Here is a 25593-nt window from a genome sequence, read left to right as displayed (position 1 = left end):
AAATAGTGTGGTGGCGATAGTGAGAAGGATACACCTGTTCCCATGCCGAACACAGAAGTTAAGCTTCTCCGCGCCGAAAGTAGTTGGTGGGAAACTACCCGCGAGGATAGGGAGCTGCCACGCTGTTTCATTATGATGGAGGATTAGCTCAGCTGGGAGAGCATCTGCCTTACAAGCAGGAGGTCACAGGTTCGATCCCTGTATCCTCCATTCATCATGAGCCGTTAGCTCAGTTGGTAGAGCATCTGACTTTTAATCAGAGGGTCGACAGTTCGAACCTGTCACGGCTCATTTGCAACATATATACACACCATGCGGGTGTGGCGGAATTGGCAGACGCGCTAGATTTAGGTTCTAGTGTCCTTTGGACATGAAGGTTCAAGTCCTTTCACCCGTATTCAATATTGTTGTTGCAATATTGAGTAACATTTAGTAAGATATGAAAGTATTGTTTTTATGCCGACTTAGCTCAGCTGGCAGAGCATCTGTCTTGTAAACAGGGGGTCGGAGGTTCGAATCCTCTAGTCGGCATAATGCGGAAGTAGTTCAGTGGTAGAACATCACCTTGCCATGGTGGGGGTCGCGGGTTCGAATCCCGTCTTCCGCTTTCATTATAGTAACGCCGGGGTGGCGGAACTGGCAGACGCACAGGACTTAAAATCCTGCGGTAAGTAATTACCGTACCGGTTCGATTCCGGTCCTCGGCACTATAATGAATATGCACCCATAGCGCAATTGGATAGAGTGTCTGACTACGAATCAGAAGGTTGTAGGTTCGACTCCTACTGGGTGCATTAGTTTTTTCGGGAAGTGGCTCAGCTTGGTAGAGCACCTGGTTTGGGACCAGGGGGTCGCAGGTTCGAATCCTGTCTTCCCGATAGACAAAATTGTTTGTCGGTTTTATGTAATAGTTTTTGGCGGTGTAGCTCAGCTGGCTAGAGCGTCCGGTTCATACCCGGGAGGTCGGGGGTTCGATCCCCTTCGCCGCTATTCTTCCGGACCTTTAGCTCAGTTGGTTAGAGCAGGCGGCTCATAACCGCTCGGTCGTAGGTTCGAGTCCTACAGGGTCCATCGTTTTGTATGGACTCTGGTTAATAATTAATAATATTATCGCGGGATGGAGCAGTCTGGTAGCTCGTCGGGCTCATAACCCGAAGGTCGGAGGTTCAAATCCTTCTCCCGCAATTAGTTTTGTAATTTTTAATTGGTTCCTTGGTCTAGTTGGTTAGGACGCCTGCCTGTCACGCAGGAGATCGCGGGTTCGATTCCCGCAGGGACCGTTAATAAGCATTACGCTTGTTAAGAGATGTCGCAGGTATTATGCGGGTGTAGTTTAGTGGTAAAACCACAGCCTTCCAAGCTGTTGTCGCGAGTTCGATTCTCGTCACCCGCTTTGCCACTGTTATGGGCCTATAGCTCAGCTGGTTTAGAGCGCACGCCTGATAAGCGTGAGGTCGATGGTTCAAGTCCATTTAGGCCCACTATGTCTGGAGAAGTACTCAAGTGGCTGAAGAGGCGCCCCTGCTAAGGGTGTAGGTCGCTAACGCGGCGCGAGGGTTCAAATCCCTCCTTCTCCGTTTAATATGACCCGTTGGTCAAGTGGTTAAGACACCGCCCTTTCACGGCGGTAACATGAGTTCAAATCTCGTACGGGTCATTGATGTTAATTCATCAATAGTTACACAATTGTATAAGCTTTAACTTTTTAAGCTATGGAGGATTACCCAAGTCCGGCTTAAGGGAACGGTCTTGAAAACCGTCAGGTCGCGAAAGCGGCGCGTGGGTTCGAATCCCACATCCTCCTTCAAATATGAGATTCATTTTTTATTATCGCGGGATGGAGCAGTCTGGTAGCTCGTCGGGCTCATAACCCGAAGGTCGGAGGTTCAAATCCTTCTCCCGCAATTGGTTTTAAATAATTAAATATTTGGTTCCTTGGTCTAGTTGGTTAGGACGCCTGCCTGTCACGCAGGAGATCGCGGGTTCGATTCCCGCAGGGACCGTTAAATGGCTCGGTAGCTCAGTCGGTAGAGCAATGCATTGAAGCTGCATGTGTCGGCGGTTCGATTCCGTCCCGCGCCATTTTGGAGGGGTAGCGAAGTCTGGCTAAACGCGGCGGACTGTAAATCCGCTCCTTCGGGTTCGGTGGTTCGAATCCACTCCCCTCCATATTTAGGGATATAGTTTAAAGGTAGAACTACGGTCTCCAAAACCGTCGGTGTGGGTTCAATTCCTACTATCCCTGTTTCTACCTTTTATCATGGCGGTATTGGTGAAGTGGTTAACACATCGGTTTGTGGTACCGACACACGTGGGTTCGATTCCCACATACCGCCCTTTATTGGGTTATAGCCAAGCGGTAAGGCAATGGACTTTGACTCCATCATGCGCTGGTTCGAATCCAGCTAACCCAATTGCTGTAATAATTGAATATGGCGGTATAGCCAAGTGGTAAGGCAGAGGTCTGCAAAACCTTCATCACCGGTTCAAATCCGGTTACCGCCTTTGGTTATGCTCAAATAATCAGGCATAGAGATATGCCGGTGTGGCGGAATTGGCAGACGCGCAGGATTCAAAATCCTGTTCCTGTATAAGGAGTATCGGTTCGACCCCGATCACCGGTATTATATGTAATCAAGTAATTACCGAATGTTGAATAGACATTCGGTTTTTTTGTATCTTAAAATCAAGATAGTATTCGATCAGCCATCATGGTAACAACTGTTTTATCGAGAAACTTTGGATTGATTCCAGCATCGATATCTTCAGAATTAACTTTACTTTTGCCATTTAAGAACCCTTGAATGGTTATTTTAGTATGTTTTTTGATCTTTTTATCGGAATAGAGGGTAACTAAGAAATATTGATTACTAGTCTTTATAGGCGCTAGCAACAAATGGTAGTTTCGATTGCTGTCTATTCCTAAATCTTTAATATAAAAGTCATTCAGAGTAATGTTCATAAATAGACTCTTGCTGGAATATTGTTCAGTAGATGTTAAATCAAGTTCCTTTGAAGCATTTGGGTATTTCTTTTTTGGTTTAACTTCTTCTTGACTTGAAGAAGCATCAATCTCGTCTGTAAAGCTTCTTTTTAATGGATTAGCTGTATTTATCATCGCCGTAGTTAGCACCGTTAAACCCGTCAATAATGCGATTCTTTTACGATTCATAAAATCCCTCCATTTTATCTCTTTGGACGATAATTATAAAACCAGTGATATTGATTTTAGCAGTCATATGCATAGCTAAATATTAATAACATTTAGTGTTTTATTTATTAGAAAGTCAATTTATATAAAAAATTAAATTGAAAAATCGTTCAGATTTGGTATTAAAAATTTGTTGTCTTTGTTATTATTACCAAACAAAATAAAAGGAGGAGTTCGCCATGAGACTTGCTAGTAAGCATTTAATTCAAACCGTTTATCAAGAGTTATCAGCGAAACGGATTAAACGATTTACGCTAACAAGTTTATCGAAAAGTTCAGGAGTTAGTCGAGGAACCATTTATTATTACTTTGATTGCATTGACGACGTTTATAAAGAAGTTTTTAATCAAATAATTTTGCAAGAAGTATTACAGAATAGTCAGTCATTTGAAGATTTAATAAGTGAATTCATTTCGTTTATTTCAGAAAATAAAACTTTTTGCCTAAACCTTTATTATTTAACGAGAGATCTTAATCGCAAGAATTATTTAATCAAAATTTTTAATGAGCAATTATCAGAATATAAGAATGAGATAACCTTGCCGAATCACTTTATTGTCGGTGGATTCATCCATGTTCTAACTATGTGGTTTGAATCTAATTTAGAATTGGAGACTAGGTTGGTGATTGAGCAATTGCAAACCTATTGAAAATGATTTTCTTTACAAAATAGAAAAAGTGTTCAAATTTTGAACATTTTCAGAAAAGTGTACATATTAAAAGAGAAATTATTCAGTTATTATATAGAAGTAGTCAGATGAACGACGGCTACAAAATAAAAAAGGGGAAAACAGTGTTTATTTTATATATGCAAAAGCAATGATTGTCTAAAGTTAATCATTGCTTTTTGTATTTTCCCGACTAAATTTGAGATTATAAGTAAAACATGTATCATATATAACTGAGGTGAAGAAATGTTAAGATATGCGAGAAAAGAGGATGCAGATCAGATTTTGCCAATTCTCTTCCAAATCTTTGACGAAATGGAATTAGATGTTTTTAAAGAAGTTGGCGATAAAAAGATGGCTGAAGTTATTAAAGAAGGTTTCTTCCAACCTGGTTATCGTTATGGTCTTGAAAATATTCTTGTCAATGAAATTGATGGTAAAGTGGTTGCTATTATGGTCGGATATCCTGAGGAATTAGAAGATAATATCGATGCACCATTGATTAAAATCATGCATAAACATGGTATTAAAGAAAATAACTTATTTAATGATAAAGAGGCTTGGCCAGGCGAATGGTATTTAGATTCATTTGCGATTGCTCCAGAATACCAAGGTAAAGGTATTGGTACTAAGACAATGGAAGAATTTATTGATGTTGTAAAAAAACGGGGAGAAAAGATTCTAAGTCTTAATGTTGATGTCACCAATGAGGCTGCCAAACATGTTTACGATAAAACGGGCTTCAAAAAAGTAGGACAATTATATATCGGAAGTCATTTGTATGATCACATGCAATATGATTTAACAAAATAAAGCGAACTAAAATGCAATTTCAAAATGCGCTAAAAAAAGACCATTGATTATTCATCAACAGTCTTAACCAGTTTTGAAACGGTCATATTTAGTCCGCTTTTATTTGTTTTTAAAATTATTCAAATAAGGTGTTTTGGATTTCACAAAATTATTTAAATCCGCCTTAGGAGCTATTGTTGGTAATTTAATGTATTTATCAAGAAAAATTGCTAATAAGGTTCCCATTGGGCCATCGTCGAGATTGTCGAATGACATTTCTAGGCCAAGATGTCCTTGATAGAGAATTGTAGGCTGAACTTGAATAATTTCCTTGCCACTTTGTGTTACATGGTAATTTGATTCAACTAAATTGCCTTTGACACTCCAATTAGCCTTACTTAAATATACAAATTTTAAATCAATCATTGGTAAAGCATTAATTGTAGCTTTTTCTTCGCCATTAATTTCGATTGAATAAATTTTCAAAAAATTATTTTTTAATTTGATTTCACCAATTAACGTATTTAAGCGATTATATAATTTGATTAAAAAGGGATTATTCTTATCACGTCCCGCAATAAACATTGTTTCTTTACTTTGGTTAGTTATAACAAGAATATTACCGACTGCCAAATCAGCTTTTCGAATATAAAGATTCATCAATTGGCCTGTTGATTAGCCTTTTCAATAACTTTTTCAATGACTTGTGCAACACCATCATTGACGTTGTTATCAGTTGAATATTGAGCTATTTCTTTAATTTCAGGAATAGCATTTGCCATGGCGACACCAACTCCAGCACTTTTTATCATTGAAGCATCATTTAAGTTGTCACCAATAGCCATGGTTTCTTCTGGTGAGATGTTCATACTTTTGGCATATTGTAAGAGGGCGATTCCCTTTTGAGCGTCCACGCTATTTATTTCAACGTTATTAGGTGAAGATGAGGTTACAACGACATCTTTGATATTTTCATCAATTTCTTGTTTAAGTGGTTTTAAAACTTTGCCTTCGTCTTTACTGAAGGCAATTAGTTTCATGATTTTATAAGTTTTATCATTGAAGATGTCATCATAACTGTCAACAAATTTCATTGGCGTCAATTTAACACGTTCCAAAGTATCTTCCATTGCTTGTTCATAAGTTGTTGTAGGATTCAATTTAACTAACAATTCAGCTAAACTTGATACACGCAATTCTTCATCGTCAGAAAAAATTCCTTTATTAGTGATTACTTCAAAGTATAGATTGTGTTTATGGAAGTATTTAACGACTTCATTTTTTGATTTTTCAGAAATAGGATTGCTAGAAATAAGTTCCTCTTTTTCATTGAAAACCTCAGCACCATTTAAGGTAATGTAACCTGGGTGTACTTGGTCTCTCAAGAATGGCTTAGCTTCATCAAGGCCACGTCCTGTAGCAATTAAAAATTCAATGCCAGCTTTTTGGGCTTTTTTGATTGCTTCAATGTTACGGTCCGAAATTGCCATTTTGTCATTCAGTAAAGTGCCATCCATATCGGATGCAATTAATTTGATCATAAAATTCCTTCCGAGTGCGTTATGCTATATGTGAATGTTACCATAGTTTATGTGATTATATATCAAAACAGGTAGGTGTAAATTTGAAAACCTTAATAAACAACGATTGGCAAGATGTTTTGAATAGCGAATTTGATAAGCCATATTATGAAAAACTTCGCGAATTTCTTGTAAATGAGTACAACACGCAAACTATTTATCCAGAGATGCATAAAATTTATCAGGCTTTTGATTGGACATCTTTTTCAAAAACTAAAGTGGTCATTTTAGGGCAAGATCCCTATCACGAACCTAATCAAGCTATTGGCTGCAGTTTTGCCGTAGCTCCTGGGGTTACGATTCCGCCTTCATTACGCAATATTTATAAAGAGTTGCAAGATGATTTGGGATGTACGCCTGTAAATCATGGTTATTTGAAATCTTGGGCTACGCAAGGGGTTTTACTACTAAACTCTGTTTTAACTGTTAGAAGAGGACAAGCTAACTCTCACAAAGGTAAAGGCTGGGAAGAATTGACTGACTATGCGATTAAAGCTTTATCCAATCGTGGCAAGGTTGTTTTCATCCTATGGGGCAACGCTGCTAAGAGTAAGATACCTTTAATCGATGAAACAAAGAATACGATTATTTCGTCGACCCATCCAAGTCCATTTGCAGCACGTTATGGTTTCTTTGGCTCAAAACCATTTTCTAAAGCAAACGCAGCACTTTTAAACTATAATGAAGAAGAAATCAATTGGCAATTACCTGAACATGCCGATGAAACGGAGGAATAGTAATGGATTTATTTGAAAGCCTTAAAAGTAAAATTAATGGGAAAAATTTAACAATTGTTTTTCCTGAAGGTGAAGAACCTAGAATTCTCGGTGCCGCAACTCGACTAGTTAAAGAAAATATTTTGAAGCCTATTTTAATTGGTAACGAAGATCAAATATCTAAGATTGCTAGTGAAAAATCTTTCGATATTTCTAACATTGAAGTTATCGATCCTAAAAAGTATGCTGATTTTGACGCAATGGTGGAAAAATTTGTTGAACGTCGTAAGGGTAAGAATACTAAAGAACAAGCTCAAACAATGTTGCTAGATAATAATTATTTTGGAACAATGTTGGTTTATATGGATAAAGCTGACGGAATGGTTTCTGGCGCTATCCATTCAACTGGTGATACAGTTCGCCCAGCTTTGCAAATTGTTAAAACAGCACCTGGCAATTCTCGTATCAGTGGTTCTTTCATTATGCAAAAAGGTGAAGAACGTTATATGTTTGCTGATTGTGCAATCAATATCAATCCCGATGCCCAAGAATTAGCTGAAATTGCTGTTCAAACGGCCAAAAATGCAAAATTATTTGATATTGATCCAAAAGTTGCTATGCTTAGTTTCTCAACTAAAGGCAGTGCCAAAAGTGATGAAGTAACAAAAGTTGCAGAAGCAACAAAGATTGCAAAAGGATTAGCACCTGATTTGGCTCTTGATGGCGAATTACAATTTGATGCAGCGGTAGTCCCAAGCGTTGGAGCTCAAAAAGCACCCGATTCAAAAGTTGCTGGACATGCCAATGTTTTCGTATTCCCAGACCTTCAATCAGGTAATATTGGTTACAAGATTGCGCAAAGACTTGGTGGCTTTGAAGCTATTGGACCTATTTTACAAGGACTTGCTAAACCTATTTCTGACTTATCACGTGGTTGTAATGAAGAAGATGTCTATAAGTCAGCAATTTTAACAGCTGCCTTAGGACTCTAGAATTAAGGAGAACTTATGCTCGAATATCAATTAACGACTGATTCGTATGAGAATACGGAAAAATTGGGTGAAAAACTTGCCAAACTTCTAAGGGCCGGGGATGTTATAGTTCTCAATGGCGACCTTGGCGTTGGCAAAACAACTCTAACTCGTGGTTTAGCTAGAGGGTTAGGTATTAAACGAAATGTCAAAAGTCCAACTTTTACTTTGATTCGTGAGTATAAGGATGGAAAGATTCCTCTTTATCATATGGATGCATATCGCTTAGAAAGCAGTCCTGATGAAGATTTAGGCTTTGATGAATATTTTAATGGTGATGGCATTACAGTGGTCGAATGGCCCCAGTTTATTAAGGATGAAATTCCTACGGAGCATATTTCCATTAACATCAAACGATTATCTGATACAAAACGTCAGGTTGAATTCAAACTTCACGGCGACAAATTCAATGAACGTGGTTTTGGAGAGTTAGTATGAGTGAACAAATGACATTAAGAGAAGTAATTCCCCCTGATGCAAAATCTTTATTGACCTTTTTAAAAAAAGTGAGTCAGCAGTCTGATTTCATTACCTTTGATGAGATGAAGGATGTCACAGTCGAAGAAGAAAAGGTTGCCCTTGATGCAATTTATCAATCGGATTATGATGAGATGATCGTAGCTGTTTTTGACAGTGAGATTATCGGTTATTGTCGTGTGGAAAATTATGATGATAAAAAAGCCGAATTTGGCGTTGTTGTTGATAAAGAATTTTGGAACAACGGGATTGCCTCATATTTATTAGAAGATACATTGAACTGGGCGTTAGATTCGCCCTTGAATGAAATATTTTTAGAAGTATATAAAAATAACTCAATTGCAATTCATATTTATCAAAAATATGGTTTTGCAGTTGAGTCAGAAAAAGAAAAAACTTTAGTAATGAAAAAGATGGTTTAGCTGGTAAGCTTAACCATCTTTTTTATTTGTTCTGTACCAAATTCCTGTTCTGTTCTTAAGAGGATTTCTGCACAAGCGACACTATCTGCCAAAGCATTGTGGTGATTTCTTAAATCAATATTTAAATTCTCGGAAACAGTATTCAGTTTATGATTAGGAAATTGTGGATAAAATTTTCGGCTGGTTCTTAAAGTGTCGATGGTTAAGTATTTTGGAGCCATAATTCCGTAGTTTGTTAACGTGTTCTTTAAGACACTGTTATCAAAACTAGCGTTATGAGCAGCAACTAAGTGACTATTATCGAAGAGTGGCTGTATATGGGGCCAAACTTGATCAAAAGTCGGTGCGTCGGAAACGTCTTGGGGACGAATATGGTGAATTTGGATATTTCTTGGACTGAAATATTCTTGTGGATTGATCAGTGTGTAAAAACTGTCGACAATTTGGCTGTCGCGGACTAGAACTAAGGCTAAAGAACATGCGCTTGTCCGGTGACCATTGGCAGTTTCAAAATCCATAGAAACGAAGTTCATTGATTACTCTCCTTTAATGTTTAAATCTAATTCAATTGGACAATGGTCAGAACCATAAATGTCATTTAAAATATCGGCATTTTGAATTAATTTTTGACCGTTGTCAGAAACGACGAAATAGTCGATTCTCCAACCAGCGTTGTTTTTACGAGCATTGAAACGATAGCTCCACCATGAGTATTTGATTTCATCGGGATGCAACTTTCTAAAGCTGTCGATGAAACCACTATCTAATAGTTCAGTAAACTTCTCACGTTCCTGGTCTGAAAATCCTGGATTCTTGTGGTTAGTCTTAGGGTTTTTCAAATCCATTTCTTCATGGGCAACATTTAAATCACCACAAAGGATGACTGGTTTATTGGTTGATAATTCTAACATATATTTGCGTAAAGCATCGTCATAACGCATCCGATATTCAAGACGCTTTAGTTTGGGTTGAGAATTTGGAGTATAGCTGTTGATTAGATAAAAGTCAGGGAATTCTAATGTAATCGTACGTCCTTCATCATCGAACTCTTCAACATTTAGTCCTTGAGTGAAGTTCAAGGGTTCCTTTTTAGTGAAGATAGCTGTTCCTGAGTAACCTTTCTTCTTAGCATAGAAGAAATATTGATGATAACCTGGCAAATCTAAATCGATTTGACCTTCTTGTAATTTAGTTTCCTGAATACTAAAGATATCAGCGTTCAAATCTTTAAAAGTATCAGCGAAATCTTTTCTAACGACGGCACGCAATCCATTAACATTCCAAGAAATAAGTTTCATATAATCACCTCGAAATAATTATAGCATTTTTGTAATAGTAGTTAGTTCGTTAAGTACCGCTCTATGTGATAAAATTATAGGTAAGTCTTAGTTATATGAAGGATGATGAAAATTGAATTTTCCAGTTGAAAAATTACCTAATATTGAATTTAAGCTAGATGAACCCTTAAGCAAGTACACTTTTACTAAAACAGGTGGCAATGCTGATGTGCTAGCTTTTCCTAAAACTCGTGAGGAGTTAGTGGAAATTGTTGATACAGCGCGTGAAAATAAGGTAGCTATAACAATTATTGGCAACGCTAGTAATTTGATTATTAAGGATGGCGGCATCCGTGGCATCGTTATAATCTTACCTAATTTCCATAAAATCGAAGTTTCTGAAACTAAAGTTACCGCTGAAGCAGGTGCTACGATTATTGATACTACTATTGCAGCACAAAAAGCTGGTTTGACTGGTATCGAGTTTGCAGCTGGAATTCCTGGTAGTGTCGGAGGAGCTGTCTTTATGAACGCCGGAGCTTACGGTGGTGAAATCAAGGATGTTTTTGATTCGGCAGAAGTTTTATTGCCAGATGGTCATATAACAACTTTGAATCATGAAGATATGGACTTTGGCTATCGTCATAGTACAGTTCAAGACGATGGTGGCATCGTAATAAGTGCTACTTTTAGTTTGAAACGTGGTAATAAGGATGCTATCCAGGAAGAGATGGATCGTCTAAATGGTTTAAGACGTTCCAAGCAACCGCTAGAATATCCTTCTTGTGGTAGCGTCTTTAAACGTCCAAAGGGACATTTCACCGGTCCTTTAATTATCAAAGCTGGACTTCAAGGAAAAATGGTCGGTGGAGCTCAAGTTTCGATGAAGCATGCTGGTTTTATCGTTAATGTCAAGCACGCGACAGCAACAGACTATATGAACCTGATTCATTTGATTCAAAAGACTGTTAAAGAGAAATTTGATGTTGAACTGCACACAGAAGTTCGCATTATTGGTGAAGACAAAAATTAAAGAACGGTAGGTGTTGTCTGTGGAAATAGTTGAATCAATTATTTTGATTCTATCACTATTAATTATTGCTAATATCATAAGTCACTACTTTGTGTCGATACCACCAAGTTTACTTCAGATTGCTGCTGGAGTTTTGGCGGCTTTATTTATGCATGTAAGAGTTAGTGTCGATACAGATTGGTTTTTATTAGCATTTATTGCTCCAATTCTATTTAATGATGGGAATAATTTTCCCAAGCGAGAACTTTGGAAATTAAAAGGTCCAATTTTAGGAAATGCCATTGTTTTAGTTATTATTTCAACCTTGGTAGGTGGCGTTTTCGTGAAGTTTTTGATACCAAGTTTACCATGGGCTACTGCTTTTACGTTAGTGGCCGTTTTGTCTCCGACAGATCCAATTGCTGTTCAGTCGATTGCTAAAAAAGCTCATATACCAGATAAATTGATGCATTTGATCAGTGGCGAAAGTTTAATTAACGATGCATCCGGTTTGATTTGCTTTAAATATGGTGTAGCAGCGACGGTAACTGGCGCTTTTTCATTGCAAAATGCGACGATTGATTTCTTCCACATTTCTATTGTGGGAGCTTTAGTTGGTGCTGTAATGATTTGGATCTTTAATGGAATTAGATTGTATTTGATCAATCAAGGTGTGGATGATTCGATATTGCATGCGATAATTCAAATCATCTTGCCATTTATTATTTACTATGTTGCTGAAGATATTTTTGATGTTTCTGGTGTTGTAGCGGTCGTTATTGCCGGTATTTTGAATATCACTTCAAGCAGGAATATAAGTTCCTTTACGCCTGAAATTAGATTGGTTACATCTAGAACTTGGGATTTAGTAGTTTATGTACTAAATGGGATTGTCTTTGTTCTTTTGGGAATTGAAATTCCGTTTGCGATGGAAGAATTAGTTCACAACGACAATATCAATACTTTTTATGCAACGATACTAGCCTTTATTATCTGGATTATGTTAGTCGTGATTCGTTTTGTTTGGAGCTATATCTATACGACTTTTTCCAACAATGGGGCTGGAAAAGTCACGATTTGGTCAAAGACTAGGTTGTACGACTGTTTGATGTCAGGGATTTCTGGAGTTCGTGGCGCCGTTACGATGGTTGCCGCTTTGTCGATACCTATGACTATCAAGGGTGGCGCTCCGTTTCCTTCCAGAACGTTGTTGTTATTCGTAGCGAGTGCTGTGATTGTTTTTAGTTTATTAGGAGCAACAATTATAATTCCATTGTTAACTAAAAGTAGTGCACCGGTCGCTTATCGTGGCAATACTTTCATGTCTGATAAAGATGATATGGATAATGATGATGACGACGATGATGAGGATATAACGCCAATTGAATTTACTCAAAAAGAAGCCAATCGCTTGGTCTTAGAAAAAACGATTAAGAAGCTTCGTAACGAAATGGATGATGGCGTTCCTGCTGTCTATTCGTCAGTTATTGCCGAATACTTATATGATATTCGGAATATGGGTGTTCGTAATACTAATACACAAGTTATTACTCGTCAAATCAGTAAGCGACGTGTTAAGGGTAAGAAGGATGCTGAACTTTGGGATATATGCTTTAATTGCGAGTTAGATGCAGTTGAAGAATTATATACCAATCACGATATTTCAGATGATTCTTACGATGTTGCAACTAGAAAGATTGCTAAGTATAAAAAAGAGATTGTTCATCGTCGATACAATTCGACTGTTGAATTCTTCTATAATTATTTTAGAAGGACCTTTCAACAGATTAGACGCTGGATTTATCGTTCAGTGAAGTACGATGATATTAAACAAATGAATCAAGATTCAATTAAAATTTCAATTGCCGGTGCTAAAAAGGCTCTTGAGAAACTGCAAGAGTTGAATGAATCTGAGCATGAAGAGTTTACAGACAACTTAATTTATATTTTCCAACGTCACTATGAGGATCGCCTTGAGTTATTAGAAGGAAGATATCGTGGTCGTTCGCCACAATTCAGTAGCGATCGAATGGCATTAGAAATCAAAGCCTTAAGTTATCAACGAGCTTTTGTGCAAGACATGTTAGAACAAGGCAAAGTTAGCAAGGCAACTGCCAATGAATTAAGACAAAATATCAATTATAGTGAAGAAGTCATAAATATGGATGTCGATTAAACACCTTTATAATGAACTTTTATAATTTTTATTGTTTGTTATAATTAATTCGAACTGCTAAGGAGTAAAGAAAATGAATCTTATACCAAGTAATATTTTTACGTGGCAGAATCTGGCTAACTTGGTTGATATCTTGGTAGTCTGGTATTTTTTGTATAAAGTTCTGTCAATGCTACGCGGAACTAAAGCGGTCCAGCTTTTAAAAGGAATTATCATTATTTTTATAATAAAGCTGGTCAGTTGGGCTCTAAATCTACATACTGTTTCATTTTTAATGGACCAGTTGATAAATTGGGGAATTATTGTTATCGTGATAATTTTCCAACCAGAAATTAGACGTGGGCTGGAACATCTTGGACGAATGCCGCTATTCAGTTCAACGAGCAATGAAGAAGGTAAAACTAAAAATCACCTGATAGAAAGTCTCGATCAGGCGATTCAGTACATGAGTAAGCGTCGTATTGGTGCTTTGATAACTTTGGAAATGAATACTGGTTTGGAAGAGTACGTTGAAACTGGAATTGATTTGGATGCCGAAGTTACTGGAGCTTTGTTAATCAATATTTTCATTCCGAATACGCCATTGCATGATGGTGCAGTAATAGTTCGAAATAATCGAATTTCTGTTGCTGCTGCTTACTTGCCTTTATCAGAAAGCAATACGATTCCTAAAGAGTTAGGGACCAGACACCGGGCTGCTGTGGGTATTAGTGAAGTTACGGATGCTATCACCATAGTTGTTTCTGAAGAAACTGGTGGCGTGATGATTACAAGAAATGGTCATATGATGCTTGATCTGTCTCGAGAAGATTATTTGAAGTATCTTCACGCACAATTAAAAGATCCTGATCAAAGCAATAATCATACTCTGCTTGATTTCTTCAAGATTGGACATAAGAAGAGAGGGGACCAAAATGAAAAAGATAATTAATAGCAATTATTTTTATGCATTTATCGCCCTCTGTTGTGCCCTTTGGTTATTTTATTTTGTCAGTACTCCGGGAGTTGGGACGACTAGAAATTCTAATCAGTCCAATACATCAACCGTAACGAAAAAGGCTACGATAAGCGTACCTTTACAGTTACAAGCTGATGCTGATAAGTACTACATTACAGGATACCCAGAAAACGTTAAGATAACTATTGAAGGACCATCTGCTTTAGTTACCGCGACAAAAAATACCCAAAATTTTAATCTTTATTTGAATTTAAAAGATTTGTCCGTTGGACAACATCGGGTACAAATTAAAGAGTCAGGACTCAATAGTGAACTGACTTATATTATTAAGCCAAAATATGTCACAGTAAATATTCAAAAACGAGAAACAAAAAAGTTTGATGTTGATGTTGATTACAATAAAAACTCATTAGCTACAGGTTACGAAGCAGGTAAAACTGAAGTTTCTCCTGATACTGTGACAGTTACTGGTGCTGCATCTGAGATTGAAAAAATAGACAAAGTGGTCGTCAAGCCGATTTTACCTAAGGGAATTAAATCGAACTTTGATCAAGAAGTTTTAGTGCAAGCATTGGATAAAAATGGTAAAACAGTAAATGTCACATTGGATCCTCAAACGGTTCATGTAAAAATTCCAATTACGATTCAAAGTAAACAAGTAAGTATTAATCTTAAAGCTAAGGGAAATTCATCGAACACGAATTTCACAGTTGAATCTGATGTGAAAAACATTAGAATTTTTGGTACACAGGATCAAATGGATGCAATTGAAGATTCAATTGATGTTCCAGTTGATGTTAGCGATGTGACCGGAAATACCAAGAAGACGATTAATCTAAGCGATGTTTTGGGAAGTAAAGTGGCATATACAGATCCGGATACTATTGATGTGACGATCAATACTGGTTCAACAACCAATAGTAATTCGTCGAATAGTACTAGCACCAATAACACCAACAATAACAGTACTAATAATACAAATAATAATAATAATGATGATGATGACAACACCAACAATAATGATAATAATGCGACTGATTCATCAGATAATAATTCGACAAATGACAATAATAGCGAACAATAATACGCTGGGGGTAAATTTTTCATGACAAAATATTTTGGAACAGACGGAGTAAGAGGTATTGCAAATAAGGAATTAAGTCCAGAATTAGCATTCAAATTAGGTAGATTTGGTGGCTATGTTTTAACTCAACATTCAGAAGACAATGATTCACGTCCTCGTGTTCTTGTTGCTAGAGATACACGTATTTCTGGCCAAATGTTGCAATCAAGTTTAATTTCTGGACTTCTTTCAGTTGGTATCGAAGTTTTAGACCTTGATGTTATTACTACTCCAGCTGTTGCATATTTAATCCGTGCGGTATCTGCTGATGCCGGAATTATGATTTCAGCTTCACATAATCCTGCTGAAGATAACGGAATTAAATTCTTTGGTTCTGATGGTTACAAATTAGCAGATGAAGTTGAAGAAGAAATCGAGGAGTTATTGGACGCTAAAGAAGATACTCTACCAAGACCTTCTGCTGAAGGATTAGGTAGCGTTTCAGATTATCCTGAAGGTGCTCAAAAGTATCTTCAATTCTTAAAGCAAACTCTTTCAGATGACTTAAGTGGCATGAAGATTGTTTTGGATACTGCCAATGGCTCAACTAGTCGTTTAGCAAGCACTTTGTTTGCTGACTTGAATGTTGACTTCGACATCATGGCTTCACATCCAGATGGAATAAATATTAATAAGAATGTTGGCTCAACGCATCCTGAACAATTAGCACAGCGTGTTAAGGAATCAGATGCTGTTGCCGGATTAGCTTTTGATGGTGACGGAGATCGTTGTATTGCTGTTGATGCTGATGGAAATATCGTTGATGGCGATAAAATCATGTTCATTCTTGGTAAATATCTTCACGATGGTGGCCGTTTAAAGAAGGATACAATCGTAACTACTGTTATGAGTAATCTTGGCTTGTATAAAGCTATCGAAGCTAACGGAATGAAGTCCGTTCAAACAGCCGTCGGTGACCGTCACGTTGTTGAACAAATTCGCGAAAACAATTACAACATCGGTGGAGAACAATCAGGACATGTTGTTTTATATGAGTACATGAATACTGGAGATGGCATGTTGACTGGTATTCACTTGCTACATGTTATGAAAGAAACTGGCAAGTCATTAGCTGAATTGGGTGAGCCTGTTAAAGTCTACCCACAAAAATTAGTTAATGTGCCAGTGGCTGATAAGAATTCCTGGAAACAACACCAACCAATCCTCGACATTATTAAAACTGTTGAAGATGAAATGGATGGGGATGGTCGTGTCTTAGTACGTCCTAGTGGCACACAAGCTTTACTACGTGTTATGTGTGAAGCTGCTACTGAGGAAAAAGTTAATGAGTACTGTGACAAGATTGTCGATGTTGTTAAAAAAGAATTAGCTTAATATAAAAAATAAAGTGAGAATCGGATAAATTCCGGTTCTCCTTTTTTTATCTCTTAATGATATATAAGTTATATACCAATTTCCAATATCGGTGTATACCAACTATACCATTTATTAAAAATGTTAAAATTTTCTTGACAAAAAAAGCCTTTATTAGTATTCTTGTCGTTGTCACGAGGTGATAGGTACAGTTCAAATAAGCTATACCAATTTAAAATAAATAAACTAGACCAATTGAGAAAGGCTTGAATTTACTATGTGTGGAATTGTCGGAGTAATTGGAAATAATAAAACAACTGATATTTTGTTAAATGGATTAGAAAAACTTGAATACCGTGGTTATGATTCAGCCGGTATTTATGTAAATAATCAAGATGGTAAAGATTTCTTGGTTAAAGAAGTTGGTAAAATTAGCAAGTTGGAGAATGCGGTTACAAGTGACGTTCAAGGACTTGCAGGTATTGGACATACTAGATGGGCAACACACGGTAAGCCAACCATTGAAAATGCTCACCCTCATTTTTCAGAGGATAACCGTTTTTATTTAGTACACAATGGTGTTTTAACAAATTATGAAGAATTAAAAGAAAAATATTTATCTGATGTTGATTTTAAGAGTCAGACTGATACAGAAGTTGCTGTACAACTTGTTGACCGCTTTGCTAAAGAAGGATTAGATGGCGAAGCCGCATTTAGAAAAGCCTTAGGACTTATCAAGGGTTCATATGCTTTCGCTATGATGGATAAAGAAGAACCTGATCGTATCTTCGTGGCTAAGAATAAAAGTCCATTGTTGATTGGATTGGGTGATGGCTTTAATGTCATTTGTTCTGATGCTATGGCCATGCTTGACCAAACACATGAATTTGTGGAGATTCACGATGGCGAAGTGGTTATTTTGGAAAAGAATTCTGTTAAGATTAGTAAAATTGATGGAACTCCAGTTAAGAGAGATTCATATACCGTTAACATTGATGCCAGTGATATTTCCAAAGGAACTTATGATCACTACATGCTAAAAGAAATTGATGAACAACCAAGCGTTATGAGAAGAATTTCTCAAAATTATTTGAATAATGATGGTAGCTTGAATGTTGAGCAAGATCTTTTAGATGAAATGAAAAAAGCAGACCGTCTGTATATCGTTGCCGCTGGGACAAGTTATCACGCTGGACTAGTTGGTAAAAATATTTTTGAAAGAGTTGCTGATATTCCAGTTGATGTTGAATTAGGAAGCGAGTTTGGTTATCACATGCCAAAACTATCCAAGCATCCATTCTTCATTTTCTTATCACAAAGTGGTGAGACAGCTGACAGTCGCCAAGTCTTAGTTAAGGTCAACAAGATGAATTTACCAAGCTTAACAATGACTAATGTTGCTAATTCAACTCTTTCAAGGGAAGCAACTTACACAATGGAATTGCTAGCTGGACCTGAAATTGCCGTAGCCTCAACTAAAGCTTATACGGCCCAAATCGCTGTTGAAGCTGTTTTGGCTAAAGCATTGGGCGAAGCTAAAGGATTACAAAGTGGAAAAGATTTCAACGTCAAGGAACAATTAGCATTAGCTGCTAATGGAATTCAAACGATTGTCGATGAAAAGAGTAAAATCAAAGATTTAACAGCTGACTATTTAACAGATCAAAAAGATGCCTTCTATATCGGCCGTGGAATCGATTATGCTCTAGCACTTGAAGCAGCCTTGAAGTTGAAGGAAATCTCTTATATCCACGCAGAGGGCTTTGCAGCTGGTGAATTGAAGCATGGAACAATTGCTTTGATTGAGAAGAACACTCCAGTTTTGGCATATGTCAATGATGGTGTTGGCGCAAGTCATACTCGTGGAAATATTCAAGAAGTTGAAGCACGTGGTGCCCATGTTTTAGTGATTGCTAGTCAAAAATATGCTGAACCAACGGATCAAATTATTATCCCTGAAATTGATGAATTGATATCACCAATCATCAGTGTGGTCCCAGCTCAGTTAATCGCTTACTACGCAAGCCTTGCACGTGGTAATGACGTTGATAAACCTAGAAATCTTGCAAAAAGCGTGACAGTAGAGTAGCCTTTTTGAGAGTAATAGTTATACAATAGTCTCTGAGATAGAGGCTATTTTTTATTTATTACAAAAAATCAAAGATTGGTGGTTTTATGAGGGATAAAAAATTAAATTTGTTTTCGACAGTTATGTTCGGACTTAGCGCTATTGTTGGGTCTGGGTGGATGTTTGGTTCGAGTCAAGCAGCACAAATAGCTGGTCCGGCAGCAATTATATCCTGGATTGTGGGAGCACTCTTAGTAGCAATGATTGCGATGGTTTACGTCGAAATCGGAACGATGTTCCCTGAAGAAGGAGCCATGAGCCGTTTCACCATGTATACGCATGGATCGCTTTTGGGTCACATCTTTTCTTGGGCGAACTGGATATCGCTTTTAGCAATTTTACCAATTGAAGCTGTTGCAGCGACTCAATATATGAGTACTTGGCCTTGGAAATGGGCTGAATGGATGCACGGATTCATGAAGGGCGGTCAATTAACGGCACAAGGTATTATGATGGCCGCGGTCATGATTATTGTATTTACGTTAATAAATTATGGGTCAGTTACTTTAATGGCCAAGTTCAATAATTTTATTTCGGTTTTAAAAATAGTTGTTCCATTAATAACAATGGTTGCCTTAGTTGCAGCCCATTTTGATTTAGGAAATCTAGGAAGTTCGGCACAAGAATTCATGCCCAATGGTACTGCTTCAATTTTCGTAGCCATTGGTAGTGCTGGTATTATTTATTCCTATGTTGCCTTTCAGACGGTGATTAACTTGGGAAATGATATCAATAAGCCTTCAGTTAATATCCGTCGTGGAATTATTTTATCGTTATTGATTAGTGCTTTAATTTACATTGCTTTACAAATAGTCTTTATTGGTGCTTTACCTAAATCAATTATCAATGCAGGTTGGTCCCATATTAGTTTCAATTCACCATTTGCCAATTTGGCAATTTTGTTGAATATTTATTGGCTATCGACTTTAATTTACTTTGCTGCATTTATTTCACCTATTGGTAGTGGAATTGCTTTTGCTTCTTCAGCAAGTAAATCATTGTCATCAATGCCTAAGAATAAGCATTTGCCAATGTTCTTGGGTAAATCCGATAATAAATACAACACACCAAGAGTTGCTCTATTGGTCAACTGTGTTGTTAGTTTCCTTTTAGTTTTAATGTTTAAAAATTGGTCACTCTTGTCTCGAGTGGTTGCCGCTTCAACCTTGATTTCACTATTATCAGGTCCAGTGGTTGCAGGAAGCTTGCGGAAAATGGGTCCTAATTTGAGACGTTCAACAAAAATTAAAGGGATGCACATCTTAGGTCCAATTGTCTTCGATTTGATCAGTTTGGCTATTTATTGGTCAATGTTCCCAACAACTGTAGAAGTTATTGGAATTATTATTGTTGGTTTACCAATTTACTTTATTTACGATTACCGTCGTGGCTTTAGAGAATTTAAACAGAAGTTGTATGCCAGCTTGTGGTTAATTGTTCACTTGGTCGGTCTATCGCTTATTTCCTGGATTGGTAGTTCACAATTCGGTGGAGCCAACATAGTTAAATACCCATTAGACTTCTTAGCAATTATTATTTTCTCAACTGTAATGTATTATTGGGCAATCAATTCTCATTACTACTCTGGCTATTTTGATGATGCTAAAGATTTAAACGATACTGTTCATATGGATGATGATTAATGGTAAGATTTCTTCAAAAAAATAGGAAATGGTTTTGGAGTGGAATTGTTTTAGTTGAATTGATATTATTTTACAGTTCCTCTATGACTTATGAAGAACAAACTTCAGTGCCATTTTTGGAAAAATATTTAAAAGGAAAGCCTCTATCAAATTTTTTGAAGACAATTAGCTTTCGTTATGGTGGAAAACAACAATCTCTTTCAAATGATGGGTATTATAATTTCGTAGAGTTCTTTATTCGTAAGGGAGCTCATTTTGGAACTTATTTTGTTTTGGGGATTTTGTTGTGTTTGGCTTTATATCTTTATTTTGAAAAGAACCTTGTCTTACAATTATTCATTCCATGGATGACAACTACTGGATTGGCAGCTTTTGATGAATTTCATCAAGGACTGACTGGTGGTAGGACGCCTTCTGTAGTTGATGTCATTTTAGATAGTAGCGGTGCAATTACTGGTATATTAATTATTATTCTGGTTTTGTATTTAGTAAGTAAGCATGAAAATAAATTAAATTATAAATTTTGAATGAAAAGACATGATAATCAAAAATGATTACCATGTCTTTTTTTTGGTATAAGAAATTTAACAGACTATCAGTATATTTTATTAAGTAAATAGTTGGAAAATATTGAAAATGTTGTATTATATTTATTGAGATGTATAAACATCTTTTTGGATTGATCCCAGTAAGGACGGCTTATTAATATGACAAATAGAAAAATGATAATTAATAAAAAGGAATTGCTAATTGCTGCTGGTACAGCTGTAACTTTGGGATTAGGAACCACAATGGCACATCAAGAAATTGCCCACGCTGCAACAGATGGTACTACCACTGTGACGCCTGATACGCAAAACAACAACAATAACAATCAAGCTTCGGTATCAACTGATACTGAAAAAACTGCTAATACTTCAGATTCATCAACGAATTCTACAACAAATAATAGTGATAAAGAAACAGTTGCATCTGATACAACTACCAATGCAACTTCAACAGCTGATGTCTCAAATAGCTCTATTACTGGTCTTACGAGTGATTTAACGAATACAACGACAGATACAACAAATAATCAAACCACTTCACCAGTATCACCAACAACAGCTACAGCGACGTCGACTAGTGCACAAATACCAAATACCGGTACAACGCAAACATCAACAACAACGGATCAAACGCCAACTTCAAGCACAGATGCGTCAACGGCAACGACTCTAAAACCTGTCGATACGACTGCTAATACAATCACTTCAGATGCTAGTTATACTGATGCTAATAATTTTACTTGGAGTACAGATGATACAACTAATGAAGCAACCTTGACAGCAATAAATGATAATTACACTGGAACTTCTGTCAATATTCCACCAACGATTACCGTAACAAGTAATGATAATTCAACCCCAGCTACGAACTATACCGTTACAAGCATTGGTAATAATGCTTTTTATGCAAATTCGAATGTAACTTCGGTCAAAATCAATAACGGCGTTACAAGTATCGGCGACGGAGCTTTTGGCTATTCAAGTGTTACTTCAGTTGACTTATCGGATAATAAGACTTTACAAACAATCGGAAGTCAAGCTTTTGCTGGCGACCAAATTTCAAACGTTAGTTTGCCAGATTCAGTAACTTCAATTGGCGAGGATGCTTTCTTCGCTAATAAGGCCTTAACAAATATTACTTTACCCGCTAATTTAACAACTTTGGGCAATAATGCTTTTATTTATAATGATAATTTAACTAATGTTGACTTTTCTAAAGATACAGCTCTTAAAACAATTGGGAATCAAGCATTTTGTAGCGATACTAAGTTAAGCAGCGTTGATCTGAGCAATAATGAGAATTTAATTAGTATCGGTGATACTGCTTTTGGCTATGACGTTTCTATAACGGATGTAAAATTGCCTGATAGCTTGCAAACAATTGGAAATCAAAGCTTTTTATCAAATGATAAATTAAATTCAATTAATTTTGGTGCTGGCTTACTTTCAATTGGTAACAATGCTTTCACTTATGATGGGGCTTTGACAAACTTAGATTTTTCAAAAGCTAATAACTTAGCCAGCATTGGTGACGGTGCTTTTGAATATTCAGGAGTTTCCGGTAGTTTGACTATTCCAGATAGTACGACCACAATTGGAGAACAAGCTTTTGCAGGAGACCAGATTACTAATTTGACTTTTGGAAATAACCTCAAAAGTATCGGCGAATCGGCTTTTGCTTACAATAAAATAGAAGGTACACTAGTATTCCCAAGTACTATAACAACTGTTGGCTCAAATGCATTTATGAGTAATCAAATTAATGGTGTTTCTACCACAGCTACAGAATTAAATGTTGGTAGCAATGCATTTTCATACAATCGTCTATCGACTATTATTGCTCCAGATGTCAGTGTCTTTCAATCAACTTATAATCCCAATTTAGCTACTAACGAACTGGCTGCGATCTTTACTGATTCCGCTCATAATAGTATTTCTGATTATTTGAATATCAATATCGGGAATTTATTGACAGAAAAATTAGTAGGCGTTTCAAACTTGAGTAACGGCGTTACATATGACAGTTCAACCGGTATATTTAGTATTCCTACGGGTGTAACAAGTTTTACATTTGACTGGTCACTGGCACCATCAGCGTCAGACAAAGGTTACAGCGGGACTTACGATGTTGTTTTAAATGATCCTTCAATTAAAGTTGTTGATACCAAAGTTGCTGCAGGAAGTACTTGGACGCCAATTGATAGTTTTGTCAGTGCCAATACGCCAGACGGGACATCCGTTCCTTTTGATCAAATAACAGTAACTGGAACTGTTGATACACAAACTCCAGGCGTTTATCAGGTTACATATAGTTATGGCAATGAAAAGACAACCATCAATGTAACGGTGTATAAGCGTGAAGGCACGGCTAACTTAAGTGGGTCAAGTTCCTCCACTTATAATGGTCAGAATCAGTCTGTTGAGGATTTAAATGATTATTATGTGACTTTAAGTGATGGTTCAACTTACAATTTACAATCAGGAGATATAGCTCTAGATCAAGATGCTAAAAATGCTGGAACTTATAATGTGGTTTTAACTACTCAAGGATTGAACCATATTGCAAATACAGAACAGGGCAATCTCTATGATTGGTCTCAAGGTAGTACTGGTTCATTCATAATTAATCAAGCTGATGCAACTATTACCATTAACAATGCTACGAAGTATGCTGGAGATAGTGACCCTCAATTTAGCGCAAGTGTTACAGGAATTTTTTCAGGTGATACGATAAATTACACTTTAACAAGAACGCCAGGCGAAGACGTTGGCGATTACCCAATTACGGCAAACGTTACAGCTGATTCAAATTACAATTTCACAGTTGAAGATGGCAATCTTCAAATTATTGCTTCCAAGAAATCATTGAATGGTTCTAATTACACAATGACCCTTGGTGATCCAACACCAACAGTTGAAGATTTTCAGGCTAGTTCTACAGATGACAATGGCGATGTTCAAGATGTTAGTTTAGATTTAAGTCAAGCAGATTTAACTAAGGCAGGGACTTATAATGTTAAATTAACCACTCCAGACGGACAAGAAAAGACAGTTCAATTGATTATTAATGCAAGCGATAATGCTGGAGGAGGTTCTAGTACAAGTCCAACAGACCCAACAGACCCAACAGATCCAACAGATCCAACAGATCCAACAGATCCAACAGATCCAACAGATCCAACAGATCCAACGGACCCAAGCAGCCCAGTAATACCAAGCAATCCATCAACTAAACCAGCAAAACCAATTATTTCCCAAGCAGTTGCCGATAAGCCTAATATTGTCATGTCTGGAAAGGTTTACTATATTCCGGGTAATAAGCAGTCCACTGCTCAATTAGTTGTGCCAAAACAAGATGAGAATTCAAGTAAAAACTATAAGCCAGTTTATGAAGAATCAGGTGTAGGTACATTCCCTCAAACAGGCAATAATGATAATATTTTTGTTAAAATTCTAGGTGTCATAATTGGCTTGATGACGCTAGGTGTAATCGATATCAGAAGGATTCGTCACTAATGACGATAATTGTTCCTTTTATGTGGTTATTTATGCCGCAAATATTGAAATGATATGGTTATTTTGATAGAATAATATGCGGTTTACAATAATCATGAAAGAAGGAAACAGAAATGTCAGGACATTCAAAATGGCATAACATCCAAGGTAGAAAAGGTGCCCAAGATAAAAAACGTGGTAAAATCTTCCAAAAGTTGTCTCGTGAGTTATTCATGGCAGCTAAATCGGGTGGTGCCGATCCTAACGATAATGCTGCCCTTCGTTTGATAGTAGATAAAGCTCATGCAGCCAATATGCCAAAGGACAATATTAAACGTGCCCTTAAGAAGGCTGAGGGTGGCAGTGAAGAACATTATGATGAAGTTACATACGAAGGCTATGCTCCAGGTGGAGTCGCAGTTTTAGTTAGAACTTTGACAGATAACAAAAACAGAACTGCTTCTGCTGTACGTGTTGCATTTACTCGTAACGGAGGAAGTATGGGTTCCAGTGGTTCAGTTGCATACATGTTTGATCGTAAGGGTTACATTGTCTTAGATCGTACAAAGAATTCACAAGACGAAGATACAGTTTTGATGGATATCATGGATCTTGGCGCAGATGACTTACAAACATCAGATGATGCTTATGAAATCTATACAGAAGCTAAGGAATTCGCAGCTGTTCGTGATGGATTAACTGAAAAGGGTTATGAAATTGCTGATGCTGAATTAACAATGATTCCTCAAAACACAACACCAGTTCCAGAAGAAAAGAAAGAACAATTCGAACATATGATTGATCAACTTGAAGATGATGAAGATGTTTCGGAAGTTTATACAGCCGCTGTAGATAGTGACGACGAAGAATAAGTTCTAAAAAATTGACCGTAAACTTTGGCTGTTCGTCAAATTAAGTTGATGGCAGTTTACATAAGCAGTTAGATCATAATTGGTCTAGCTGTTTTTTATTTGGCTGACGAGCTTGCTCGGAGCCAAAAAATTTGAAGATTGATACGCTTA

The 25593-nt window shown here is 36.9% G+C and carries 21 protein-coding genes, 26 tRNA genes and 1 rRNA gene; 43 read left to right on the top strand and 5 right to left on the bottom strand.

Annotation, left to right across the window (positions count from 1 at the left end):
* Positions 1-6: 6 nt before the first annotated feature.
* From rrf to FHL05_RS10305, 27 genes are all read left to right on the top strand, one after another.
* Positions 7-123 (top strand): 5S ribosomal RNA (gene rrf, locus FHL05_RS10435).
* Positions 124-137: 14 nt separating this feature from the next.
* Positions 138-210: transfer RNA gene (locus tag FHL05_RS10430), tRNA-Val, on the top strand.
* A gap of 8 nt (positions 211-218) precedes the next feature.
* Positions 219-291: transfer RNA gene (locus tag FHL05_RS10425), tRNA-Lys, on the top strand.
* Positions 292-314: 23 nt separating this feature from the next.
* Positions 315-397: transfer RNA gene (locus FHL05_RS10420), tRNA-Leu, on the top strand.
* A 61-nt stretch (positions 398-458) separates the two neighbouring features.
* Positions 459-531 (top strand) — tRNA-Thr (locus tag FHL05_RS10415).
* Positions 532-535: 4 nt separating this feature from the next.
* A tRNA-Gly gene (locus FHL05_RS10410) sits at positions 536-607 on the top strand.
* A gap of 14 nt (positions 608-621) precedes the next feature.
* Positions 622-707, top strand: a tRNA-Leu gene (locus FHL05_RS10405).
* 13 nt (positions 708-720) lie between these two features.
* Positions 721-794, top strand: a tRNA-Arg gene (locus FHL05_RS10400).
* Positions 795-804: 10 nt separating this feature from the next.
* Positions 805-878, top strand: a tRNA-Pro gene (locus FHL05_RS10395).
* Positions 879-916: 38 nt separating this feature from the next.
* Positions 917-990 (top strand) — tRNA-Met (locus tag FHL05_RS10390).
* Between the two features lie 7 nt (positions 991-997).
* A tRNA-Ile gene (locus tag FHL05_RS10385) sits at positions 998-1071 on the top strand.
* Positions 1072-1111: 40 nt separating this feature from the next.
* Positions 1112-1185: transfer RNA gene (locus FHL05_RS10380), tRNA-Met, on the top strand.
* A 21-nt stretch (positions 1186-1206) separates the two neighbouring features.
* Positions 1207-1280 (top strand) — tRNA-Asp (locus FHL05_RS10375).
* Between the two features lie 42 nt (positions 1281-1322).
* Positions 1323-1393 (top strand) — tRNA-Gly (locus FHL05_RS10370).
* A gap of 13 nt (positions 1394-1406) precedes the next feature.
* Positions 1407-1481: transfer RNA gene (locus FHL05_RS10365), tRNA-Ile, on the top strand.
* A gap of 8 nt (positions 1482-1489) precedes the next feature.
* Positions 1490-1577 (top strand) — tRNA-Ser (locus tag FHL05_RS10360).
* An 8-nt stretch (positions 1578-1585) separates the two neighbouring features.
* A tRNA-Glu gene (locus tag FHL05_RS10355) sits at positions 1586-1657 on the top strand.
* 57 nt (positions 1658-1714) lie between these two features.
* A tRNA-Ser gene (locus FHL05_RS10350) sits at positions 1715-1804 on the top strand.
* Between the two features lie 27 nt (positions 1805-1831).
* Positions 1832-1905: transfer RNA gene (locus FHL05_RS10345), tRNA-Met, on the top strand.
* A gap of 24 nt (positions 1906-1929) precedes the next feature.
* Positions 1930-2003 (top strand) — tRNA-Asp (locus FHL05_RS10340).
* Positions 2004-2009: 6 nt separating this feature from the next.
* Positions 2010-2082 (top strand) — tRNA-Phe (locus FHL05_RS10335).
* A 4-nt stretch (positions 2083-2086) separates the two neighbouring features.
* Positions 2087-2169, top strand: a tRNA-Tyr gene (locus tag FHL05_RS10330).
* A 5-nt stretch (positions 2170-2174) separates the two neighbouring features.
* Positions 2175-2245, top strand: a tRNA-Trp gene (locus tag FHL05_RS10325).
* Between the two features lie 18 nt (positions 2246-2263).
* Positions 2264-2336: transfer RNA gene (locus tag FHL05_RS10320), tRNA-His, on the top strand.
* Positions 2337-2342: 6 nt separating this feature from the next.
* Positions 2343-2414 (top strand) — tRNA-Gln (locus FHL05_RS10315).
* Positions 2415-2434: 20 nt separating this feature from the next.
* Positions 2435-2505: transfer RNA gene (locus FHL05_RS10310), tRNA-Cys, on the top strand.
* 34 nt (positions 2506-2539) lie between these two features.
* Positions 2540-2624 (top strand) — tRNA-Leu (locus FHL05_RS10305).
* 62 nt (positions 2625-2686) lie between these two features.
* On the opposite strand, the gene FHL05_RS10300 is transcribed toward FHL05_RS10305, so the two are convergent.
* Entirely contained in the window at positions 2687-3172 is a 486-nt protein-coding gene (locus tag FHL05_RS10300) for a hypothetical protein (protein WP_153386490.1), read from the bottom strand.
* A 218-nt stretch (positions 3173-3390) separates the two neighbouring features.
* Between FHL05_RS10300 and FHL05_RS10295 the strand changes: the two genes are divergently transcribed.
* Together FHL05_RS10295 and FHL05_RS10290 are read left to right on the top strand one after the other, a co-directional pair.
* Positions 3391-3861 carry a TetR/AcrR family transcriptional regulator gene (locus FHL05_RS10295; protein WP_153386488.1) on the top strand — a complete coding sequence of 157 codons (471 nt, stop codon included), beginning with the start codon at positions 3391-3393 and terminating at the stop codon, positions 3859-3861.
* A gap of 264 nt (positions 3862-4125) precedes the next feature.
* Entirely contained in the window at positions 4126-4692 is a 567-nt protein-coding gene (locus tag FHL05_RS10290) for a GNAT family N-acetyltransferase (protein WP_153386486.1), read from the top strand.
* A 99-nt stretch (positions 4693-4791) separates the two neighbouring features.
* Here FHL05_RS10290 and FHL05_RS10285 read toward each other — a convergent pair whose 3' ends face one another.
* Together FHL05_RS10285 and FHL05_RS10280 are read right to left on the bottom strand one after the other, a co-directional pair.
* Positions 4792-5331 carry an LURP-one-related/scramblase family protein gene (locus FHL05_RS10285; RefSeq protein ID WP_153386484.1) on the bottom strand — a complete coding sequence of 180 codons (540 nt, stop codon included), beginning with the start codon at positions 5329-5331 and terminating at the stop codon, positions 4792-4794.
* Positions 5331-6212, bottom strand: coding sequence for a Cof-type HAD-IIB family hydrolase (locus tag FHL05_RS10280; RefSeq protein WP_153386483.1), 882 nt, complete (start codon positions 6210-6212; stop codon positions 5331-5333). Before FHL05_RS10280 ends, FHL05_RS10285 begins: the two co-directional genes overlap by 1 nt.
* Before the next feature lie 83 nt (positions 6213-6295).
* Here FHL05_RS10280 and FHL05_RS10275 point away from each other — a divergent pair, with 83 nt between their 5' ends.
* Genes FHL05_RS10275 through FHL05_RS10260 form a run of 4 tightly spaced genes read left to right on the top strand, consistent with a single transcriptional unit; the run spans position 6296 to position 8897 of the window.
* Positions 6296-6988 carry a uracil-DNA glycosylase gene (locus tag FHL05_RS10275; protein ID WP_153386481.1) on the top strand — a complete coding sequence of 231 codons (693 nt, stop codon included), beginning with the start codon at positions 6296-6298 and terminating at the stop codon, positions 6986-6988.
* A gap of 2 nt (positions 6989-6990) precedes the next feature.
* Positions 6991-7959: a phosphate acetyltransferase gene (gene pta / locus FHL05_RS10270; protein ID WP_153386479.1), complete on the top strand. Its 969-nt coding sequence runs from the start codon at positions 6991-6993 to the stop codon at positions 7957-7959.
* A 15-nt stretch (positions 7960-7974) separates the two neighbouring features.
* Positions 7975-8436, top strand: coding sequence for a tRNA (adenosine(37)-N6)-threonylcarbamoyltransferase complex ATPase subunit type 1 TsaE (tsaE, locus tag FHL05_RS10265; RefSeq protein ID WP_153386477.1), 462 nt, complete (start codon positions 7975-7977; stop codon positions 8434-8436).
* Positions 8433-8897 (top strand): GNAT family N-acetyltransferase, encoded by a 465-nt coding sequence (locus tag FHL05_RS10260; protein WP_153386475.1) that lies wholly within the window; start codon positions 8433-8435, stop codon positions 8895-8897. Before tsaE ends, FHL05_RS10260 begins: the two co-directional genes overlap by 4 nt.
* Here FHL05_RS10260 and FHL05_RS10255 read toward each other — a convergent pair.
* Both FHL05_RS10255 and FHL05_RS10250 read right to left on the bottom strand, forming a co-directional pair.
* On the bottom strand, positions 8894-9430 hold the full coding sequence (locus FHL05_RS10255; protein WP_153386473.1) for a 3'-5' exonuclease: 537 nt from the start codon (positions 9428-9430) through the stop codon (positions 8894-8896). The two genes, FHL05_RS10260 and FHL05_RS10255, sit on opposite strands and share 4 nt — an antisense overlap.
* A 3-nt stretch (positions 9431-9433) precedes the next feature.
* Complete coding sequence (locus tag FHL05_RS10250) at positions 9434-10195, bottom strand: exodeoxyribonuclease III (protein ID WP_153386471.1); 762 nt, start codon at positions 10193-10195, stop codon at positions 9434-9436.
* Positions 10196-10307: 112 nt separating this feature from the next.
* On the opposite strand from FHL05_RS10250, the gene murB reads away from it, so the two are divergent.
* The 10 genes from murB to FHL05_RS10200 all read left to right on the top strand — a co-directional run bounded on the left by murB (position 10308) and on the right by FHL05_RS10200 (position 25443).
* Entirely contained in the window at positions 10308-11207 is a 900-nt protein-coding gene (murB, locus tag FHL05_RS10245; protein WP_153386469.1) for a UDP-N-acetylmuramate dehydrogenase, read from the top strand.
* 19 nt (positions 11208-11226) lie between these two features.
* Positions 11227-13362, top strand: a complete 2136-nt coding sequence (locus tag FHL05_RS10240; RefSeq protein WP_162000284.1) for a cation:proton antiporter domain-containing protein — start codon at positions 11227-11229, stop codon at positions 13360-13362.
* A gap of 73 nt (positions 13363-13435) precedes the next feature.
* Positions 13436-14293, top strand: a complete 858-nt coding sequence (gene cdaA, locus FHL05_RS10235) for a diadenylate cyclase CdaA (protein ID WP_153386465.1) — start codon at positions 13436-13438, stop codon at positions 14291-14293.
* Positions 14277-15404 (top strand): CdaR family protein, encoded by a 1128-nt coding sequence (locus FHL05_RS10230; RefSeq protein ID WP_153386463.1) that lies wholly within the window; start codon positions 14277-14279, stop codon positions 15402-15404. The genes cdaA and FHL05_RS10230 overlap by 17 nt, the downstream gene beginning before the upstream one ends.
* A gap of 21 nt (positions 15405-15425) precedes the next feature.
* Positions 15426-16778 carry a phosphoglucosamine mutase gene (gene glmM, locus FHL05_RS10225; protein WP_153386461.1) on the top strand — a complete coding sequence of 451 codons (1353 nt, stop codon included), beginning with the start codon at positions 15426-15428 and terminating at the stop codon, positions 16776-16778.
* 256 nt (positions 16779-17034) lie between these two features.
* Positions 17035-18846: a glutamine--fructose-6-phosphate transaminase (isomerizing) gene (gene glmS / locus FHL05_RS10220; RefSeq protein ID WP_153386459.1), complete on the top strand. Its 1812-nt coding sequence runs from the start codon at positions 17035-17037 to the stop codon at positions 18844-18846.
* A gap of 86 nt (positions 18847-18932) precedes the next feature.
* Positions 18933-20528 carry an APC family permease gene (locus FHL05_RS10215; RefSeq protein WP_153386458.1) on the top strand — a complete coding sequence of 532 codons (1596 nt, stop codon included), beginning with the start codon at positions 18933-18935 and terminating at the stop codon, positions 20526-20528.
* Positions 20528-21055 (top strand): VanZ family protein, encoded by a 528-nt coding sequence (locus FHL05_RS10210; protein ID WP_153386456.1) that lies wholly within the window; start codon positions 20528-20530, stop codon positions 21053-21055. Before FHL05_RS10215 ends, FHL05_RS10210 begins: the two co-directional genes overlap by 1 nt.
* Before the next feature lie 180 nt (positions 21056-21235).
* Positions 21236-24592, top strand: a complete 3357-nt coding sequence (locus tag FHL05_RS10205; protein ID WP_153522615.1) for a leucine-rich repeat protein — start codon at positions 21236-21238, stop codon at positions 24590-24592.
* A 113-nt stretch (positions 24593-24705) separates the two neighbouring features.
* A complete protein-coding gene (locus tag FHL05_RS10200) occupies positions 24706-25443 on the top strand; it encodes a YebC/PmpR family DNA-binding transcriptional regulator (RefSeq protein ID WP_153386452.1) in 738 nt (245 codons plus the stop codon).
* Positions 25444-25593 lie beyond the last annotated feature (150 nt).

This window comes from Companilactobacillus halodurans (assembly GCF_009600995.1).
Taxonomy (GTDB): domain Bacteria; phylum Bacillota; class Bacilli; order Lactobacillales; family Lactobacillaceae; genus Companilactobacillus; species Companilactobacillus halodurans.
This window is presented reverse-complemented; position numbering and strand designations above follow the sequence as displayed.